General features: G+C 43.6%; 14 protein-coding genes. 6 read left to right on the forward strand and 8 right to left on the reverse strand.

Translation table 11 applies throughout. The annotated features are described in order from the left end of the window. Positions 1-84: 84 nt before the first annotated feature. Complete coding sequence (locus FDF36_RS15940) at positions 85-2100, forward strand: tetratricopeptide repeat-containing sensor histidine kinase (RefSeq protein WP_220392001.1); 2016 nt, start codon at positions 85-87, stop codon at positions 2098-2100. Between the two features lie 81 nt (positions 2101-2181). Here FDF36_RS15940 and glsA read toward each other — a convergent pair whose 3' ends face one another. After that, positions 2182-3147, reverse strand: a complete 966-nt coding sequence (gene glsA, locus FDF36_RS15945) for a glutaminase A (protein WP_005811878.1) — start codon at positions 3145-3147, stop codon at positions 2182-2184. Between the two features lie 14 nt (positions 3148-3161). Beyond that, positions 3162-4604, reverse strand: coding sequence for a glutamate decarboxylase (gene gad / locus FDF36_RS15950; RefSeq protein WP_005779031.1), 1443 nt, complete (start codon positions 4602-4604; stop codon positions 3162-3164). Between the two features lie 261 nt (positions 4605-4865). Between gad and FDF36_RS15955 the strand changes: the two genes are divergently transcribed. Both FDF36_RS15955 and FDF36_RS15960 read left to right on the forward strand, forming a co-directional pair. Then, complete coding sequence (locus tag FDF36_RS15955; protein ID WP_220392002.1) at positions 4866-6101, forward strand: MFS transporter; 1236 nt, start codon at positions 4866-4868, stop codon at positions 6099-6101. Positions 6102-6143: 42 nt separating this feature from the next. Then, entirely contained in the window at positions 6144-7442 is a 1299-nt protein-coding gene (locus FDF36_RS15960; protein WP_220392003.1) for a UDP-N-acetylmuramoyl-tripeptide--D-alanyl-D-alanine ligase, read from the forward strand. A 4-nt stretch (positions 7443-7446) separates the two neighbouring features. Here the strand turns inward: FDF36_RS15960 and FDF36_RS15965 are convergent, their stop codons facing one another. Next, complete coding sequence (locus FDF36_RS15965; protein ID WP_220392004.1) at positions 7447-7839, reverse strand: VanZ family protein; 393 nt, start codon at positions 7837-7839, stop codon at positions 7447-7449. Between the two features lie 104 nt (positions 7840-7943). Between FDF36_RS15965 and FDF36_RS15970 the strand changes: the two genes are divergently transcribed. After that, on the forward strand, positions 7944-9311 hold the full coding sequence (locus tag FDF36_RS15970; protein ID WP_220392005.1) for a sodium-dependent transporter: 1368 nt from the start codon (positions 7944-7946) through the stop codon (positions 9309-9311). Positions 9312-9313: 2 nt separating this feature from the next. Beyond that, the gene (locus FDF36_RS15975) at positions 9314-10219 is read left to right on the forward strand and encodes a ComEA family DNA-binding protein (RefSeq protein WP_122142924.1); all 906 of its coding nucleotides are present in this window, start codon (positions 9314-9316) and stop codon (positions 10217-10219) included. On the opposite strand, the gene FDF36_RS15980 is transcribed toward FDF36_RS15975, so the two are convergent. From FDF36_RS15980 to FDF36_RS15990, 3 genes are read right to left on the reverse strand one after another with little or no spacing between them, the layout of a single operon-like run. Further along, a complete protein-coding gene (locus FDF36_RS15980; RefSeq protein WP_220392006.1) occupies positions 10220-10870 on the reverse strand; it encodes an ABC transporter ATP-binding protein in 651 nt (216 codons plus the stop codon). It lies immediately after the preceding gene. A 4-nt stretch (positions 10871-10874) separates the two neighbouring features. Beyond that, complete coding sequence (locus FDF36_RS15985) at positions 10875-11603, reverse strand: tRNA threonylcarbamoyladenosine dehydratase (RefSeq protein ID WP_005811888.1); 729 nt, start codon at positions 11601-11603, stop codon at positions 10875-10877. Next, the gene (locus FDF36_RS15990) at positions 11585-13720 is read right to left on the reverse strand and encodes a cation:proton antiporter domain-containing protein (RefSeq protein WP_220392007.1); all 2136 of its coding nucleotides are present in this window, start codon (positions 13718-13720) and stop codon (positions 11585-11587) included. Before FDF36_RS15990 ends, FDF36_RS15985 begins: the two co-directional genes overlap by 19 nt. Positions 13721-13918: 198 nt before the next feature. On the opposite strand from FDF36_RS15990, the gene FDF36_RS15995 reads away from it, so the two are divergent. After that, positions 13919-14929, forward strand: coding sequence for an aspartate-semialdehyde dehydrogenase (locus FDF36_RS15995; protein WP_220392008.1), 1011 nt, complete (start codon positions 13919-13921; stop codon positions 14927-14929). Positions 14930-14979: 50 nt separating this feature from the next. On the opposite strand, the gene FDF36_RS16000 is transcribed toward FDF36_RS15995, so the two are convergent. Continuing rightward, on the reverse strand, positions 14980-16839 hold the full coding sequence (locus tag FDF36_RS16000; RefSeq protein ID WP_220392009.1) for a RagB/SusD family nutrient uptake outer membrane protein: 1860 nt from the start codon (positions 16837-16839) through the stop codon (positions 14980-14982). Between the two features lie 13 nt (positions 16840-16852). After that, entirely contained in the window at positions 16853-20335 is a 3483-nt protein-coding gene (locus FDF36_RS16005) for a SusC/RagA family TonB-linked outer membrane protein (RefSeq protein WP_220392010.1), read from the reverse strand. Positions 20336-20522: the final 187 nt, after the last annotated feature.

Consider the following 20522-nt stretch of genomic DNA (forward strand, 5'->3'; position numbering starts at 1 on the left):
AAGATAAAGAAAAATAAATGTCCTAATGCTATCAGCACACTAAAAATAAAGTTATCTTTGCAGCTATCAAGACTACTAAAAAATATGTTCTTCAGATTGTGCCGTCACTTCATAGCATTCTTGCTGGTTTTGTTTTGTCCTCGACTCGAAGCCCAAGCCGAAGACCTGTTCGCTAAAACGGACAGTACTCTTCAACAATATTTCATCAAATGCAAAGCACAAATCAAGGGTCCGGACTTTCTAAAAATAAATGACACTCTTACGCACATGGCCCAAGAGAGAAATGACAAACGGATGCAGGTGATTGCCGTAGCCCTGAAACTGGATTATTACTACTATCAAAACAATCCGGACAGTATCCTTGTCATGGTAGACCGCGTGAAGAAAATCAGCCGAAGGAATAATGAACTGAAATATTTCTACTTTGCATGGGGAAGCCGGTTGATTATCTATTATATCAAACAACACCAAACCAACACTGCCATTTACGAAGCCCGGAAAATGCTTCAGTCAGCGGAAGCTGATAATTTCATTCCCGGAATCGTACAATGTTACCGTACATTGGGAACGATTTACATGACTCAATCGAATCCTAAACTGGCTTACGAAAACTTCCGGAAACAAATAGCCTTGATTGAAGAAAATGGAATAGAAGATATCAATCTGCCCACTCAATATGCTTCACTCGCCCAATGTGCCCTCGAAATGCACCGTCCCGATGATGCGCTGAAAGCACTGGAAAAAGGGTCGAAATGTACCCAGAGTTCATATCAGGTATTCACAGTACAGAAAGCCTACATTCTATATTATCTGGAAACAAAAGAATACGAAAAAGCCCGGGAAGTACTTGTGGAATTGGAGCGATTGTTTGAGAAAGACAAATCACTCGCACTCTACAAAAGCGGATTATTCTACATACAAATAGAATATTACCGGAACACCGGACAGTACCGGAAAGCACTTGACGTGATTGAAGAGATCAAAAATGATTCATCGAGCATTAATAAATACCTGGACTATACGCTGATCCAGAAAAAAGGAAACATCTATTGGGAAATGAACCAGAAGGCCCGGGCTGCCCAATATTATCGGGATTATATCCTGGCAACAGACTCCATCCGAAGCCAGGAAATACAAAACTCAACCAGCGAGTTCTATGCCATCATGGAAGTAGAACAGTTACACAAAGAAAAGAATGAATTGCTGCTACACATGCAGGAAGAAAAATTGCAGAAAATCAATATCGCACTTGTCTCACTGGTCATTATCCTGGTAGCAGGAACGATGTTGCTCCTCCACATCTCAAAACTGAACAAGAAGTTGAAGAGATCGGAAGCCAAAGTGATACAGCAAAACAAAGAACTGGTAGAAAACGGTGAAGAATTGCGCAAAGCCAAAGAACAAGCGGAAAACGCAAGCCGGATGAAAACTACTTTTATCCAGAGTATGTCGCACGAAATTCGTACGCCTCTCAATTCAATCGTCGGATTCTCTCAGGTACTGAGCAACTATTTCAAGGAAGAGGATAATGATGAGATCAGGGAGTTCGCCTCAATCATCGAAACCAGCAGCAGCAATTTACTGCGGCTGATCAACGACGTACTCGACATCTCTTACCTCGACCAGTCGGAAGTATTGCCCTACGATAAACCGGAAAACATCAATACCTGTTGTCTACTCAGCATCGAACGGATCCGGAACAGCGTAAAGAAAGAGGTATCACTCCGTTTCGAACCGTCATGCGGACCACTTATGATATTGACCAACCCGGAAAGGGTAGCGCAGATACTGACCCACTTGCTACACAACGCAATTAAATTCACTGACAAGGGGAATATCACGCTGGCTTACACCATCTCGCCCACAGAAAAACAGATTGTATATACCGTAACCGATACAGGGAAAGGTATCCCAGTGGAGCAACAAGAGTATGTATTCGAACGTTTTGCCAAGCTGAACGATTTTTCGCAAGGAACAGGGTTAGGGCTTCCCATCTGTCGGATTATTGCCGAAAAGTTAGGGGGGAGCCTCATCATAGATAAGACTTATACCAAGGGGTGCCGCTTCATACTTACATTGCCGCTGATAAAAGCAGACTGATAAAACCGAAAAAGGTTGCCCCTCAGGCGGAAACCGCCCTCGGAGCAACCTAAACAAAAAAACGGTAAAGCGTTACCGCTACTACTCAACAATGGTTACTCTTGCACCATTGAATACATTCAACCCCAACTTGTTCATGATGTATTTAATGGCCAACTGTGCTTTCACTGAGTTGCCCGAACCATCCAAAGGAGGTGCAAAGGCAGAAATACCGAATACGCCCGGCAATACCCCCATCACACCACCACCTACACCGGTCTTGGCAGGAATACCGGAAGTATACATCCAGTCACCCGAATGTTCGTAGAAACCTACGGTGGCAATCATAGAAGTGATCTTAGGAGTCAGTTCGGCATCGAACACCTGCTTCTTGGTAACAGGATTCACACCACCATTGGCAACCGTACCGGCAGCCACCGACAACATCTGTGCAGTAACTCCCAAAGAGCACTGACGGGTATAGAGGTCGAGCGACATATTCGGATCATCATAGATGCGGTTATAATTCTTCAGCAGCCAGGCAATAGAACGGTTGTTGAAGTTGGTAGCTGTTTCCGACTTATAGAGTTCTTCAATCAGCTGTGGAGCAGAGCCGCAAAGATCGGTAATATTCTGTACAATCGCATCCCACTTCTTATCGGAATTACCAACCGGCGTCACCATGGAACAAGCAGAGATGGCTCCGGCATTGACCAACGGAGTAGACGGATGATCATTTTCCAATAAGATGGCGATGATAGAGTTGAAAGGCAGTCCGGTAGCATCCGCTCCAATCATTTCCAACACCTTCTGCGCCCCGTATTGACGGAGAATCAGAATGGCTGTATGTACTTTAGATACGGATTCGATACCGAAACGATAGTCAAAATCCCCTACGGTAATAGTTTGACCATTCAGCAAACAGACACTGATACCAAAAAGGTTCTTGTCAATATTAGCAAGATAGGGAATATAATCGGCATTCTTACCACCGGTATTACCCTTGACTTGCTCATAAGCCTGTTGTACTACCTCTTTTATTTGGGAAATAGATATTTTTTTGTCCATACCAATAATGTTATTTATTTCTTAGCAACTTGCGGTTTACCGGTATGATTAAACACTTTGGTTTCTACCGGCAGATTCTTTTCCTGGGCGATACGGGTGGTTGTCGGGTATTCCAGTTTTTCAAGTTCGGTAATAGCATTCTTGATATCTCCCAACAGCATATCGGCCATGTCCCGGCTGAATCCCTGACGAACTACCACACGCATAACCACATAATTCTCCAGTTTAGAAGGCAGTGTATATGCCGGAACCATCCAGCCGTGCTGAGCCAGTTTATCCTGCAAATCATAAAGAGTCCATTTGGCGTTCTTTGCATATTCCGGTTTCATGTACCAGATAAACAACGGGTTCACTACATCTTCAGAGTAGTTGACAAACGGAGCCATCTTAGCGATCTGGCTGTGGATATATTTAGCTATTTGCAGAGAGTTATACTGTACTTCCTTGTAACCCTGGAATCCTAAACGGATGAATTGATAATACTGTCCCAGAATCTGAGCAGCCGGACGTGAGAAGTTTAAACCTACCTGAGTAATGTTAGCTCCTAAATAGTTTACGCTGAAAGCCATTTCTTCGGGCAGATATTCTTTACCTTTCCAGACAACCCAACCTAAACCCGGATATACAAGGCCGAACTTATGACCGGATACACTGATAGAGAGTACCCATTTCAGGCGGAAGTCCCACTTGGTTTCCGGATACAGGAACGGAAGGATAAAACCACCACTGGCGGCGTCTACGTGGATAGGAATGTCATAACCGGTCTTGGCGTTATAAGCATCGAGGGCTTTGTCAAGCGCTTCAACGTCGTCATTCAGGCCTGTCCATGTAACACCCTGGATAGGAACTACACAAATTGTATTTTCATCACACATCTTCAAGGCTTCTTCCGGATCGAGTGTGGTCTTATCCAGTGTCAAAGGCACCTGACGCATCTCAATCTGCCACAACTGAGCAAATTTTTCCCAAACAACCTGGAAGCCGGTTGAAATGACAAAGTTAGGTTTATCAAACGGTTTGCCCTGAGCCTGACGTTTTTTGCGCCAACGCAACCAAGCAGCTACACCACCCAACATACAGGCTTCTGAAGAACCGATAGCCAATGCACCGGTTTTCCAGGTATCTTTTTCAGGAGAGTTCCACAAATTAGCAACGATGTTGATACATTTACCGTTCATCACAGCAATACGAGGATATTCTGTCTCGTCAATGTAGTTGATATTGATGGCTTCGTTCATCAGCTTCGTTGCATAGTCATCCATATAAGTAGTCACGAATGTAGCAAGATTCAGACGGGGCTGAGTTTGAGCAAAGGTTTCGTCCTTCACCATCTGGTAGGCGATTTCCGGAGTCGTAGGTCCATCAGGTATTTTCTCCACCGGAGAGGGTTGCAACATTTTGTTTGAACCAAATACATCGGTTTTAGCATCACCTTTTCTGAAATTTAAATCTTCCATAATTACTCTTATTTTTAATTAGGTTTAGGCGATGGGGATTTTCCCCGTCGAATTTCCCACAACAACATCGTAAGGATATGAAAGTTCTTCGGTTTTACATTATTTGGCGTTTATTAAAAAGGGAGGGAGACGGAAAAGTTAATAAGTTATCTTCAATCCTGCAGGAAGATATCCCAACACACTTTCTGCTGCTTAGATGCCGAACATTCTGACGAATCGTTTGTTCTTCACACACCTAAACTTTATAATACCTATACAACTATGCGTATTCAAACTGGCCAAGGGACTATACCCCTTATCACCCTTATCGGCATCTGGTCTATCTCGGCCCTGAATGCCCTACCCGGTCTGGCGGTTTCTCCTATTTTGGGGAAGCTATCCGTCATCTTTCCACACTCCACCGAACTGGACATACAGATGCTTTCGTCTCTGCCCTCACTACTGATTATCCCATTTATCCTTCTGGCGGGCAAACTGACCGAACGGGTCAATTTCATACATCTATTACAAGCCGGACTTGCCATCTTTGCTTTGAGCGGAGTGCTCTACCTGCTATCGGGACAGATGTGGCAACTGATTGCTGTAAGTGCTTTATTGGGAGTAGGATCGGGGCTGATCGTTCCGTTGTCCACCGGCCTGATCTCAAAATACTTCACCGGTTCATATCGCGTGAAACAGTTTGGATTGAGTTCGGCCATCACCAACATAACCCTGGTAGTAGCTACGGTAGTAACCGGATATCTGGCCGAAGTCAACTGGCATCTGCCATTTGTCGTCTATCTGCTTCCAATCATTTCACTCGTGCTCTCGGTATATCTGCAACGCAGCATGGCGAGTGAAGGCAGCACCTCACTCTCCAACGACAAGGACCCGGCAGACAAAGAAGAAAATGTAGATACCGGTAACAGCAAATACGGCATTCATGTTCGCCATCTCGGAGGCATTATGGGTGTTTACGGACTGGCTACTTTTCTGGTACTGGTAGTCAGCTTTAACCTGCCATTTCTGATGGAAGAATATCACTTCACCAGTGGTAACTCCGGCATTATGATTTCTCTCTTCTTCTTAGCTATCATGGCTCCCGGATTCTTTCTGAACCGAATCGTAGGCACATTGAAAGAGAAAACAAAGTTCTACAGTTTTTTGAGCATCGGCATCGGACTGGCACTGATCTGGATCTCACCCAAAGAGTGGGTGATAGCCCCCGGATGTATCCTGGTGGGACTGGGTTACGGAGTCATCCAACCCGTTGTCTACAATCAGACAACCCATACGGCTATTTCACGCAAAGTGACACTGGCACTGGCATTCGTAATGGCGATGAACTACCTTGCCATTCTGCTATGTCCCTTCATTATCGACTTCTTCCAGTCGACTGTATTCCACATCAAATCTCAGCAGTTTGCTTTTGTGTTCAATCTATGCATCAGCATCGTAATGCTTGTCATTTCCTATACCAAGCGAAATTCTTTCTTGTTTAATGATAATCTGGAATAGAAAATGTAATTTTGCACCCACAACAGAGAAAAACCGATTATTATGAAACTTTCTGCTCTCTACCAGATATTCCTGGATTGTGCCGTAGTGACCACCGACAGCCGCAACTGCCCTGCTGGTTCACTGTTTATTGCCCTGAAAGGCGAATCATTCAACGGAAACGCTTTTGCAGCTCAAGCATTGAAAGACGGCTGTGCATACGCCATCGTAGATGAAGCCGAATATGCTCCGGAAAACGACAGACATATCATTCTAGTAGACAATTGCCTGCAAACTCTTCAGCAACTGGCAAATTATCACCGCCGCCAACTGGGTACTAAAGTGATCGGCATTACCGGAACCAACGGGAAAACAACCACTAAAGAGCTGATTTCTGCTGTCTTGTCAAAATCTCACAATGTACTCTACACAGAAGGAAACCTAAACAACCACATTGGAGTACCCATGACTCTGCTTCGCCTAAAAACAGAACATGAACTGGCAGTGATCGAAATGGGGGCTAATCATCCCGGAGAGATAAAATTTCTGGTACACATTGCCGAGCCGGATTATGGAATTATCACCAATGTGGGAAAAGCGCATCTGGAAGGATTCGGTTCCTTTGAAGGAGTGATCCGCACTAAAGGAGAATTATATGACTATCTCCGTGAAAAGGAAGATTCTACCGTCTTTATACACCATGATAATGCTTATCTGATGGACATCGCTCATGACCTGAATCTGATTCCCTACGGAAGTGAAGACTCACTTTATGTGAATGGACATGTGACCGGGAATTCCCCTTATCTGACTTTCGAATGGAAAGCAGGCAAAGATGGTGACTTGCACAAAGTGCAAACTCAGCTTATCGGCGAATATAACTTCCCAAATGCATTGGCCGCCGTTACTATCGGTCGGTTCTTTGGAGTGGAAGCCGGAAAAATAGATGAAGCACTAGCCGGTTATACTCCCCGCAATAACCGTTCACAACTGAAAAAAACCGCGGATAATACACTAATTATAGACGCTTACAATGCCAATCCGACCAGCATGATGGCAGCCCTCCAAAACTTCCGTAATATGACTGTGGAAAAGAAAATGCTGATATTAGGCGATATGCGTGAATTGGGGGCGGAAAGTGCAGCTGAACACCGCAAAATCGTGGACTTCCTGCAAGAGTGCTCTTTTGAGAAAGTCCTGCTGGTTGGAGAACAATTTACAGCAACTCATCCTCCTTATCACACCTATGCCAATGCACAAGAAGTGATAAAAGAACTGCAAACGGAAAAACCTAAAGACTACACCATCCTGATCAAAGGATCGAATGGTATCAAACTGAGCACAGTTGTTGAATTCTTATAAAAGACTACTTTTTACTGAACATACGTGGACGGACAATAAAATATCCTATCAGACTGGCCAATACCGCACCTGTGGTATTGGCTGCAAAGTCCATCCAGTCTCCGCCACGATAGGTCGTACAATATTCCTGCAACAATTCTACACATCCGCTGAACAACACCGGACAAACGAATGCTCCTACCCAAGCATGCCACACCGGAGTGTGGTCTCTACGGTGTGCCCGTAAAAACTCCAGCCACAGCATACCGGACATGCCGAAGTACATACAAATATGAACGACCTTATCGATATTAGGAATTTTACTAATCTCCGTTGAAGGAGGTTTGAAGAACGACAGATAGATGACCGCAAGAATGATAAAGAGCGATACGGGATATTTCTTAATATACGATAGCATACCTAAATAAATTACAGATGAATCGCAAATATAAGGAACATTTTCTATATTTGCACGTTTAAAGCGAGAAAATCTATCGAATTGTAAGATAACATATACTTTTTATGACAAAAAAAGAAAGAGGAAACTTTGGTAGTAAACTGGGTGTGATATTAGCTTCTGCAGGATCAGCCGTCGGACTGGGTAATATATGGAGATTCCCTTATGAAACGGGAAATCATGGCGGAGCTGCTTTTATTCTTATTTATCTGGGATGCATCCTCCTACTCGGACTACCGATTATGATAGCTGAATTTTTAATCGGACGGCACTCACAGGCAAACACTGCCCGTGCTTACCAAATACTGGCTCCCGGCACTCAATGGCGTTGGGTAGGACGAATGGGAGTTTTGGCGGGATTCCTTATTCTCGGCTATTACTCTGTTGTGGCCGGATGGACATTAGAGTATATATACGAGGCAGTCAGTAACAGTTTCGCAGGTAAAACTCCGGCGGAGTTTATCTCTTCTTTTCAAAGTTTCTCCAGCAATCCCTGGCGTCCGGCCTTATGGCTCACCTTATTTTTACTCGCTACCCATTTCATCATCGTGAAAGGAGTGGAGAAGGGAATCGAAAAATCATCCAAAATTATGATGCCGACCCTCTTCATCATTATCTTAATCTTGGTGGGATGTTCGGTCACTTTGCCGGGAGCGGGCAAAGGCATCGAGTTTTTGCTTAAACCGGATTTCAGTAAAGTAGATGGCAATGTATTTCTGGGAGCTATGGGGCAAGCGTTCTTCTCACTCAGCCTTGGAATGGGATGCCTGTGTACCTATGCCTCCTATTTCAGCAAAAACACCAACCTCACCCGAACGGCCTTCAGTGTAGGAATTATCGACACATTTGTCGCTATACTGGCTGGTTTTATCATCTTTCCCGCAGCGTTCTCAGTGGGTATTCAACCGGATGCCGGACCAAGTTTAATTTTTATAACTCTGCCTAACGTATTCCAACAGGCTTTCAGCGGGATACCGATATTGGCATATATCTTTTCAGTGATGTTCTACATATTGTTGGCGCTGGCAGCGCTGACTTCTACCATCTCATTGCATGAAGTGGTTACGGCCTACCTACACGAAGAATTCAACTTTACAAGGGGCAAAGCTGCCCGGTTGGTAACAACCGGTTGCATTTTGTTGGGGATACTTTGTTCACTCTCTCTGGGGATTACCAAAGACTTCACCATCTTCGGACTGGGCATGTTTGACCTGTTCGACTTCGTAACCGCCAAACTGATGTTGCCATTGGGCGGATTGTTCATCTCCATCTTTACCGGATGGTATCTGGACAAGAAACTTGTTTGGTCGGAAATCACGAACAACGGTAACCTGAAAGTTCCTACATATAAGTTGATTATCTTTATTCTGAAATACGTAGCCCCAATTGCCATTTCAGTGATCTTCATTAATGAACTGGGGTTACTGAAATAAAAATGTGGAAAGACTTCTTTTACTTCACACGTACAGAACGGCAAGGCATCCTGATACTTGTCGTTTTGTGTATTCTCGTATTTGTAGCCGGATGGATGATCCCCGACAAAGCAAATACGGCAACAAACGATACGGAAAAGATGAAAAAGGAATATGCCGAATTTATTGCCTCCATCCGCGAAAATGAACAAAAAGCATATACACATGACAGGAACTTCCAGCCCCGGCGAACAGTCAGTTTGACGACTTTCGACCCAAATACGACCGATTCTGTCGGATTCCTTGATCTGGGCCTGCCGGCATGGATGGCAAAGAATATCTTAAAGTACCGGAATAAAGGTGGAAAATTCCGTCGGGCGGAAGACTTTCGAAAAGTATACGGATTAACGCAGGAACAATACACGATTCTCCTACCTTATATCTGTATAGCTCCGGTCACAGAGCCCCACCAAGATACACTTCGCCTCTATATTCCTAAAGTGGAAAAAGACACACTGAAATTCTTTAAATACACTGCCGGAACAGTAGTCGAACTGAACGGTGCAGACACAACGGAACTGAAAAAGATTCCCGGTATCGGTAGTGCTATTGCCCGAATGATAACAGGATATCGCAGCCGTTTAGGAGGATTTTATGATATAGCACAATTGAAAGAGATACACCTCAATGTGGAAAAGCTTCGCCCCTGGTTTAATGTAGCAACCGACAATATCCGACAGCTGAATATAAACCAAACCGGCATCGAACGGCTCAAAGCCCATCCGTATATTAACTTCTATCAGGCCAAAATAATAGTAGAGTACAGAAAAAAGAAAGGAACATTAAAAAGCCTGAAGCAACTTTCTCTTTACGAAGAATTTACTCCTCAGGATTTAGAACGAATCAGCCACTACGTCTGTTTTGAGTAATCAGATGATATTTCCATCTACCATATGAATCGTACGGTCGGTGATTTTTGCTAATGTTTCGTCATGTGTCACAATCACAAAGGTTTGTCCAAACCGGTTTCTCAGGTCAAAAAAGAGTTGATGCAGTTCTTCCTTGTTATGGGTGTCCAGACTTCCCGAAGGTTCATCGGCCAGAATAACCGCCGGCTGATTGATCAATGCACGAGCTACAGCCACCCGTTGTTTTTCTCCGCCCGAAAGTTCATTAGGCTTATGTGATGCACGCTCCGTCAATCCCATAAAATCAAGTATCTCCATGGCATGTATAGAAGCTTCTTTGGTAGACACACCCGCAATAAATGCAGGGATCATCACATTTTCCAATGCCGTGAACTCAGGCAGTAATTGATGGAACTGGAACACAAAGCCAATGTGTTTGTTACGGAAAGCGGAAAGTTCCTTCTCCTTCATCTTGCTTACGTTCGTACCATCAAGATTTATCGTACCTGTATCCGGACTATCCAAAGTCCCCATAATCTGGAGCAATGTGGTCTTTCCGGCTCCGCTGGGACCTACGATACTTACTATCTCTCCTTTGGCTATCTCCAGATCTATCCCCTTCAACACCTGCAACGAACCGAAACTCTTGGTTATACCTTCTAAATGAATCATAATCTTACAATCTTTTGATAACGTACTCTGCCAGATAACAGCCAAACACAGCCGGCATATAACTCACTGTTCCACAAGTCGATTTCTTATTTCTCTCGTCCTCCGTCAGCAATACTGCTTTCGGATCGGCTTGTTCCGTACTAAAGACGACGGGCAACTTACGTTTTACTCCCATCTTTTGCAGACGTTTGCGGACAGCTTTGCTAAGACCGCAATGATACGTATCCCAAAGATCGGCAAAACGCACCTGAGTGATATCACTTTTCGCTCCGGCACCCATACTTGATACTATCTTTATACGGCGCTGAAGAGCGTGATAAATCAAGTAACACTTCGGACTGATGGTATCAATGGCATCAACTATAAAATCGTATTTTGAGGCATCCAGCAACTCCGGTATATTTTCGTCTTTCAGATAAACAGGCAATACGTTCAACTCTATCTCCGGATTAATATCCCTGAATCTTACTTCCAGCACCTTTGCTTTCTCCATACCCAAGGTGGCATGCGTAGCCGGTAACTGGCGGTTGATATTAGTAGGTTGCACAGTATCGGCATCCACTATCGTCATTCGGCCTACACCTGCACGGCAAATCATTTCGGCCGCATAAGCACCTACTCCACCTAACCCAACAACCAACACATGTGATTTTCTTAAACGTTCCGTTTTCTCTTCTCCTAAAAGAAGTTTAGTTCTCTGTTGCCAATTTTCCATCAATTCTTTTTTAACCATTTATAGAACCATTTACCTACCTTATCGTAATGCTGAGATTCGTTGTACCCCCGTGGATCAGAAAAAGAGACTATCTCCTGAGGATCGCCAAACTGATCGGGATACAGGATGATCAAGCTGTTGTTAGAGAAATATTTGCTAAGCTGGTTGGGTAACCGCTCAAACGCAGGATCATACGAAATAGATCCGCGCCGCGCACTGATAATCACTAACAAATGATCAAAATTCACTTGCCCGGTCAGCAAAAGCAGGTCGTCCCATTCATCCAGTCTGGAAAATTCGGTGGGAGTACTTCCATACTTCTTCTTCACTAACTGCTGCAACCGCATCAGGGTTTGCTCGTTGGCAAAAAAATGTACCCGACAACCCAACAGACTTCCCATACGGCAGAAATGTTCCACCCATTTAGAGAACCCGGTCTCGTATTCAGCTTTTGGGGGTACGGCAATAATGATCCGCCGAAGTGTATTGACCGGCATAAGGAACTTGGCAATAATTACTTCCCGGTGAGTACCTTTCAGCAAACTCTCAGCCAGATTACCAAAGAATGAATCGACAATATTTGCCTTACGGTGCAGACCGATTACTACGTCCGTCGCATCATACTCTTTAATGGTATGGATAATGCCTGAAGCAATATTAAGGTCGTAACGACTCACCATATTAACCGAAACATCGGCAGCGGCAGCAATCATTGCTGCTTTTTCCAGATTCCGTTTACCCTGTAACTCCTTATTTTCCGAGTTGTTATTATCATTAATTACGTTGAGTGCAATCAGTTCTTTCTTCTGTTTGGTATCCCTGATAACCAATGCGAGGTTAATCAGATCTTCAATAGTATCCGGATTCGCTACCGGAATCAGGATTTGTTCCTGTTCTGTTTTCTCCTTGTTATCTTCGAACTGCATCTCTTCATGCAAAGCGAAACGTCGTGCAGAGCGTTCGGTCACAAGTGAACTGATTACGCATGTAAAGAGAATCATCACCACTGTACCGTTCAGCACATCGTCATTCAGCAAACGTTCCCCATTCTCCATTATAATGCCATGCCCTATCAGTACTGCTGCCAGAGTAGCAGCCGCTTGCGCATTGCTCAAACCGAACATCATGCTCCGCTCATTGGGCTGCATACGATAAATCTTCTGTGTAATCCAGGCGGCGAGCCATTTACTCAAAGTAGCGAATACGGTCATCACAACCGCAACCTTTAAAGCTTCGCCTCCGGCAAACAAAGTGCGGACATCGATAATCATCCCCACACCAATCAGAAAATAGGGAATAAACAAAGCGTTTCCGACAAATTCCAAACGATTCATCAAAGGAGAGACATGCGGAATGAGGCGATTCAGTACCAACCCTGCAAGGAAAGCCCCCAAAATGCCTTCCATGCCAACAAACTCCATCAAGCCGCTACCCAAAAACACCATTGCAAGTACAAAAACAAATTGCATCACGCTATCATCGTACTTACGGAAAAACCAACGGCCGATACGCGGAAAAAAGAATACGATCAAAAAACTTAGGAATGCAACTTTTGCCACCAGCAGAATCCAGAACATGCCGTCGACAGTCCCTTTATACATACCTCCAATGACAGCCAGAATAATCAAAGCCAAAGTAACGGTTACGGCTGTCCCCCCAATCGTTATATTTACACTTCTTAGCTTAGATAGGCCATAACGACTGATAATGGGATAGGCAATCAATGTATGGGAAGCATACATGCTGGCCAAGAGCACAGCTGTCGTAAATCCATATCCCAACAACTCCATACTGCTCCATACGCCCAATGCCATCGGAATAATAAATGTAAACCACCCGAAGACCAACCCTTTGGTCCGGTTCTTCTTAAAATCTTCCATGTCCATCTCCAGCCCGGCCAGAAACATGATATAGTAGAGTCCCACTTTCCCAAACAGCTCAAAACTACTATCCCGTTCGAGAACATTGAAACCATATTCACCAATAACTACCCCGGCCAGAATCATACCAATGATATGGGGGATATGCAAGCGTCCCAGTATCATCGGCGCAAATAGAATAATGATCAGAACCAAGAAAAACACCCATGTAGGGTCTGTTATCGGAAGTTGTAAACTGAGATCAAACCAGTGCATATATCGGGATTTTTGTATTTAACTGCAAAATAACAAAAAAGTTATCACACCGCCAATTCATTAGGAAAGAGATTTGCAAAGAGAAATCTTCTCCCTAAAATGCTGATTATATTGCAAAATGTTATAATTTTGCAGCCAAATCCTTACGATTGATTTAAATTGTAGAGGATGAGTATTCACATAAAACAAAAGAAAAAGATGAAAGTAGCTATTGTTGGCGTAAGCGGAGCCGTAGGACAAGAGTTCCTGCGCGTGCTCGATGAGAGAAATTTCCCGTTGGATGAGTTAGTTTTATTTGGTTCTAAACGTAGTGCCGGAACTAAATATACTTTCCGCGGTAAACAGATCGAGGTCAAACTTCTGCAACACAACGATGACTTTAAAGGGGTGGACATTGCTTTCACTTCGGCCGGTGCAGGCACATCTAAAGAGTTTGAGAAAACCATTACCCAGTATGGTGCTGTGATGATCGATAACTCCAGTGCTTTCCGTATGGACGCTGATGTACCTTTGGTAGTGCCCGAAGTAAATGCAGCCGATGCTAAAGATCGTCCGCGCGGCGTTATCGCTAACCCGAATTGCACAACCATCCAGATGGTTGTCGCACTGAAAGCCATCGAAGAGCTTTCTCATATAAAAACTGTACATGTATCTACTTATCAGGCAGCCAGTGGTGCCGGCGCAGCCGCTATGGACGAACTTTATGAACAGTATCGCCAGGTTTTGGCCAATAAACCTGTCACTGTTGAAAAGTTTGCATACCAGCTGGCCTTCAATCTGATTCCTCAAATTGACGTATTTACAGAAAACGGATATACGAAAGAAGAAATGAAGATGTTTAACGAAACCCGCAAAATCATGCACTCTGATGTGAAAGTTAGTGCTACTTGCGTACGCGTTCCGGCACTCCGTGCACATTCCGAAAGCATCTGGGTAGAAACAAAACGCCCCATTTCCGTAGAAGAGGCTCGTGAAGCTTTTGCCAAAGGCGAAGGATTGGTACTTCAGGACAATCCGGCAGAAAAAGACTATCCGATGCCGCTGTTCCTGGCAGGGAAAGATCCTGTTTACGTTGGCCGTATCCGTAAAGACTTGACCAATGACTGTGGACTGACTTTCTGGATTGTAGGTGACCAAATAAAGAAAGGCGCTGCACTGAATGCTGTTCAGATTGCCGAATACCTGATTAAAGAAGGAAATATCGGATAAGCCAAAATATTCATATCAAAAAAGGGGAAGCAATTGCTTCCCCTTTTTATTTACTTATTCTCCCAACCGGGAGTTTGACTCAATTTATAGCCTTGATCGGCATACTGATCGATTTGTGCTTTGCCCACAGGAGCCAAATAACATTCATCGCCAAACACATCACGGGCTACCGCCTTCAGCGGAACAAAGAAGCCAACCATATCGTCAGCATTACTACCATCATAAGTAACCACGGTACCGTCCATCTTACGAACCTGATAAGCGGTATACTTTCCGTCTTTACCTTGTTCCAGATATGAAGGAAGTTCTTCTTTCAGATTAATCCACAATCCTAACATTGTATCCGGGTATTTATTATTATCCATATAGTCGAGTTTCTTCCAACGTCTGATATCGGCCAAACGAGTATGCTCGTATACAAATTCCATACGACGTTCACGACGGATCTCCCAAATCAAAGCAGGCACATCGGCATCACGATCGGGTGCAAAAGCTTCAGTGATATCGGCAAGTTTCATCGGAGCTGTTTTCTGTACCCCTTTAGCAATAGCTTCAGCATCCAGGTCTCTGTTACGAATCGCATTGATTGAGATATCAATATCGCCTTGCGTGACTGCCGCTCCTCCCATGATTGCCAACTCTGCTTTAGCTTCTATCCAGTTCAAAAGCACTTCGGAATAACGCATAACAGGAGCATCGTTTGTGTTGGTCATACTCCCATACTGGGGTGGTATAGTTGCAGCATTCCAGTATGTTGGTCCGGTGCGGTCGATAAATTTGCAAGCGTATAAAAGCGTACTGGCCTGTACTCTCGGTTCATCCCAGAAGGTAGCTTCAAAACGTGGATCACGGGTTTTAACCATGTGTTTGATATCCAGTTTTTCGGCATCAGGCACTGCTGATGCTTCATACGGTTTACCATCATTACATAAGAATGACTTGGCCAATGCCAGATTAGGAGACGGGGACTGCCCCTCGTAACCATTCGAATAAGAAGCAATATGATGTGTCGCATTCGCAGCATCATAGTGCCTGTACATCAACATCTCTTTGTGTCCCTTCAAATCCTGAGAACCGAACAGGCTTCTGAAATCTCCGGAAATAGCATATTTCCCGGTACCAATTACATAATCACCCGCTTCCTTGGCAAATTCCAAATATTTTTTTGCCAATGCCTGATCTAAATTATGATATTTCTGCCAGGTGCCTTCATACAACATAATACGGGTAATAAAGCCAGCTGCTATGTCTTTATTCAAATACATCGCACCGTCTGACAAACGAAGATTCTCAAAAGCAAACTTCAAATCGTCATAAACCTTCTCCATGACTTCAGCTCTCGGCGTCCTGTCTTTATACATTTGAGCTGCGTCTGTCTCCACAAAAACCTTATCAAAATAAGGGACATCTCCAAAGGACCAGACCAAACGATGATATTCGAATGCCCGGAAGAAACGGGCAACCCCCATCCAGTGATTGTATGCTTCTTCTGTCAGATTTACTTTGCCATACATATCAAGTCTGTCGATCATCGTATTAATTTTACGTACCCATGCAAAATTCCAAGTTGCACTTCCATACTTAGTCAACCAAAGGTCGCTACCGGTAGACAAGCTGCTCGATCCCCTGCTGGACGGAACGGCATTTTCCATCACAGACTGCTTCCCTGCCCATGCGTTATCATCCGAGAAATAATATCCACGCAACGGAGCATAATCCACTCCCCATGTATTGTTATAGCCAACAAAGTAATTAGGATAACATTCATTGGCATACAGACGGAAATCTGTTTCGCTTCGCCAATAGTTCGTATCAACCGGTTTCGTCAACTGAGGACGGTCTAACACATCATCGCAACTGGTGAAACTCAGTGCGGCAAGTGAAAGTAAAGTAAATATATATTTTTTCATATTCTTCTTTATTTTAGAAATTCAACTGAATACCAACGGACAAGCTCTTAAAGGTAGGAGTTCCGACACCGGTACGACCCGAATTATAATTATCTGTATTAAACATCGAAAATCCTTGTACCTCTTCCGGATCGATAGGCAGACCATTCAAATTATCCCAAGTCACAAAGTTCTCTAAAGACATATAGATACGCGCTTTCTGCATCCGCACTTTTCGTAGGATATCGGCAGGTATGGAGTAACCTATCGTGATATTTTTCATTCTCAAATAAGACATATCGAGAAGGTAACGCGACTGAGTTACCATATTCAAAGAGTTATTAGAACCGGCTAAATTGTAAGGACGCGGATAAAAAGCATCAGTACGGTCTTCCCTCCAATAATCTCCGGCAATAGCCTGAGGCATGGCACCATCCGAAGAGTTATATCCGGCAATAGCAAGGAAGCCATTACCCCAAACTTCGCGTTTGCCAACACCTTGGAAGAATACAGAAAAATCAAACCCTTTATAATCGGCTCCCAAACGGAAACCATATTCATAGCGCGGAGTGGAATTACCGATTACTTTACGGTCACCCGGATCATCTACTGTTCCACTTCCGGAATCAATCAATCCGTCGCCATTCAAATCAGCAAATTTAACGTCACCCGGCCCAAAAACAAAGTTGCCACTCTGCAAAAAGTCCTGATAAACAGGATTATCCCCTTTCAGTTTATTCACTTTTTTAGCACCTTTAGTTCCCTGAGCAACCTCTTTACCATTCAAAGCCCAAGTTGTCACAATCTGATCTCCATTATATACGAAATCATCTTTCTGATATAGACGTTCCGTCTGATATCCCCAGATCTCTCCATACTTTTTACCAACATACCAATCACTAACGACCCGGGTATCACTATATTTAGTAATCTCTGTTTCAGCATCAGACAGGGTAGCCATCGCATTTATACCTAATCCGTTAGAAAAGCGGTGATTGTAATCAAGTGCGATTTCCCATCCTCTTGTTCTCAAAGATCCAAAATTTCCCTTGGGGGCTCCAGTACCAAACGCCAAAGTAACACCGGCACCCGGCACAATCATATTTTTTGTATCACGTTGATACCAGTCAACAGTTAAACCAAGTTCACCATCCAGAAAACGTGCATCCAAGCCAACATCAACAGTCTGAATGTCCTGCCAAGTGATGTTACTTGCCACTGCACTGGGTGTACTTACATAAACCAACTTATTTCCACTCTCGTCCAGCCAATTCAGTTGTCCGGTAGACATGGTAGGGATATATAAAGAATTGGATACAGTCTGGTCACCGATAATACCCCATGACCCTCTAAATTTCAATGATGTTACAGCAGGTTTCATCCACTGCATGAAAGCTTCTTCACTTGCACGCCATCCGGCAGAAAAAGATGGAAACCAGCGCCATTGCAGGTCATTCGGAAATTTGGAAGTTGCATCGTAACGGAGATTAGCCTCCAATAAGTATCTATCCTTTAAAGCATAATTGATACGTCCGAAGAACCCAAGTTGGCCCTCCCAATCGTATCCTCCACTTGCCTCTTGTAAACCTACAGCAAGGTCAAACTGTGGATTGGTAATATCAGATAAGTCACCTTTCCGCGACCAGTTGTATTCTTCATCATAAGTCACCCGGTTCATACCGACCAAGAACTTAAACGCATTATTCTTATCCACTTTCCAGTCATATGTAGTAGAAATATTCCAGGTGTCCTGATTCGTTGTCTCAGAACGTCGATACATATGGTCAGGGTTCGCTCCATGAGCCGTATACTCTGTCATACCCAATTTATAGGCAGGCATTGCTCCCGGAGCTCCAGCAGCAACCGTTTCACCGGCTTCATTGACATAAATACGATTACCACTGGCATCATTTTTAGCAACTGCTCCCCCCCATGAATTAAGAGCTGTATAGCGAGTACCAGGAGTTTTAAGCACATATTCATTGGTAGCATGTGTATAGTCAATATCCAACTTCCAGTTTTTCATGATATTGACCGTAGCCCCTACATTTACGTTTATATAGTTGTATGCACGTGAAGCCCTATTGGCTTGAGTTATTTCCGAATGCGGGCTGCGAATAATATTCCCTTCATCATCATACCCCATCGGCATGTTCGGTCCCCAACGGTATAAATACAACCAAGGATCAGCAGTAGTAGAGGAAGTAGCATAGGCGTATCTCTTTTCACGTTTAGAGTACATGGCTCCAGCTCTCACTGTGACATATTTATTAATATCGGTACTGATTCTCAAAGAGCCATTATAGCGTTTAAAATCATCATTTTTCGCCGGTTTCATCAATCCTGTTTGATCCAGATAGCCGAAGCCGATATTATAAGTCGTACGTCCGCTTTTACCATTAACTGAGAGATTATGAGTCATTGAGGGAGTCCACTCTTTAATCATATAATCATATGGATCAAAAGTTCTCAAACCAATCTTGCGGTTATTAGCGTCTACATACCAGTCACGACCATACACGTAAGGATCATTAGGACCTAATTTGCCACCATACTTCTGATCCCACTCTTTGGCTTTAACAAGCCCCTCTTCAGTGATCTGAACAAATGCACCGGCTACGGTTCCTCCCACACGCTTGAAAGCTTCAACCGAATACTCCAAAGCATCAATTCCTCCCATCTCCATTTTTTTGGAAATATTCTGCCATGAAAAGTTTCCGGAGTAGCTCACATTTATACTTTCCTGTTTAGCACCTTTTTTAGTAGTAATCAATACAACACCAAATGCAGCTTTTGCACCATAAATAGAAGAAGCGGCAGCATCTTTCAATACCGAAATTGATTCAATATCATCCGGATTTACCATCTGAATACTTGGAATCTCAACATTATCCATCAAAATAAGCGGAGCGGATCCCCCATTAATAGACCCAATCTGTCCACGAATCTTCATGGTAGGATCCGAACCAATTTCTCCACTCGGAATTACAACAGAAAGCCCCGGTGTCGTTCCTTGCAAGCCACGTCCAACATCCGCAATCGGACGGCTACTTAGTGTTTTATTCACATCTACTGAAGCCACTGCACCTGTTAGGTTCTCTTTCTTTTGGGTTCCATAACCTACCACCACAACTTCATCCAAAAGCTCACTGTCCTCTTTCAAGATAATTTTCATTGTCCTTGTAGCTTTCACTTCATGTGGTTTATAGCCCACAAATGTGACTTTCAATATAGCCCCGGGTTTAACATTTAAACTGAATTTACCATTAATATCTGTAATAGTACCATTTGTTGTTCCTTTCTCTGAAACACTGGCACCAATAACAGGCTCTCCATTTGTATCAGTCACTACACCACTAATAGCTTGTGACTGTAATTGTTCCGTCACTTCATAAGCACTGCCGGAAGCAGTTGAAGCAGCCACTGCATTACCACTGCCTATAAACAAAGCAGTTATTGCCACGGCCGTAAGGAGCTTGCTGTTTGCTAGTCCTCGTTTCTTGCGATCTTCATTCATAAAAGATAGATGATTAAATTGTTTGTTAATCGATTGATTTCTCAAAACACAGGTAAGGTAAAATTAGGAAGTGGGAATCATCCCACCACAAGAGGTTGTTTATTCATCATAGGCTTCTTGTCATTTAAAGGTTTTAATTTTTTATATTATCTCTATTATTGACTGAGTTAAAGTTCCATTAGAACTT

Origin of the sequence: Bacteroides fragilis (genome assembly GCF_019583405.1) — a bacterium.
Taxonomy (GTDB): Bacteria; Bacteroidota; Bacteroidia; order Bacteroidales; family Bacteroidaceae; genus Bacteroides; species Bacteroides fragilis_B.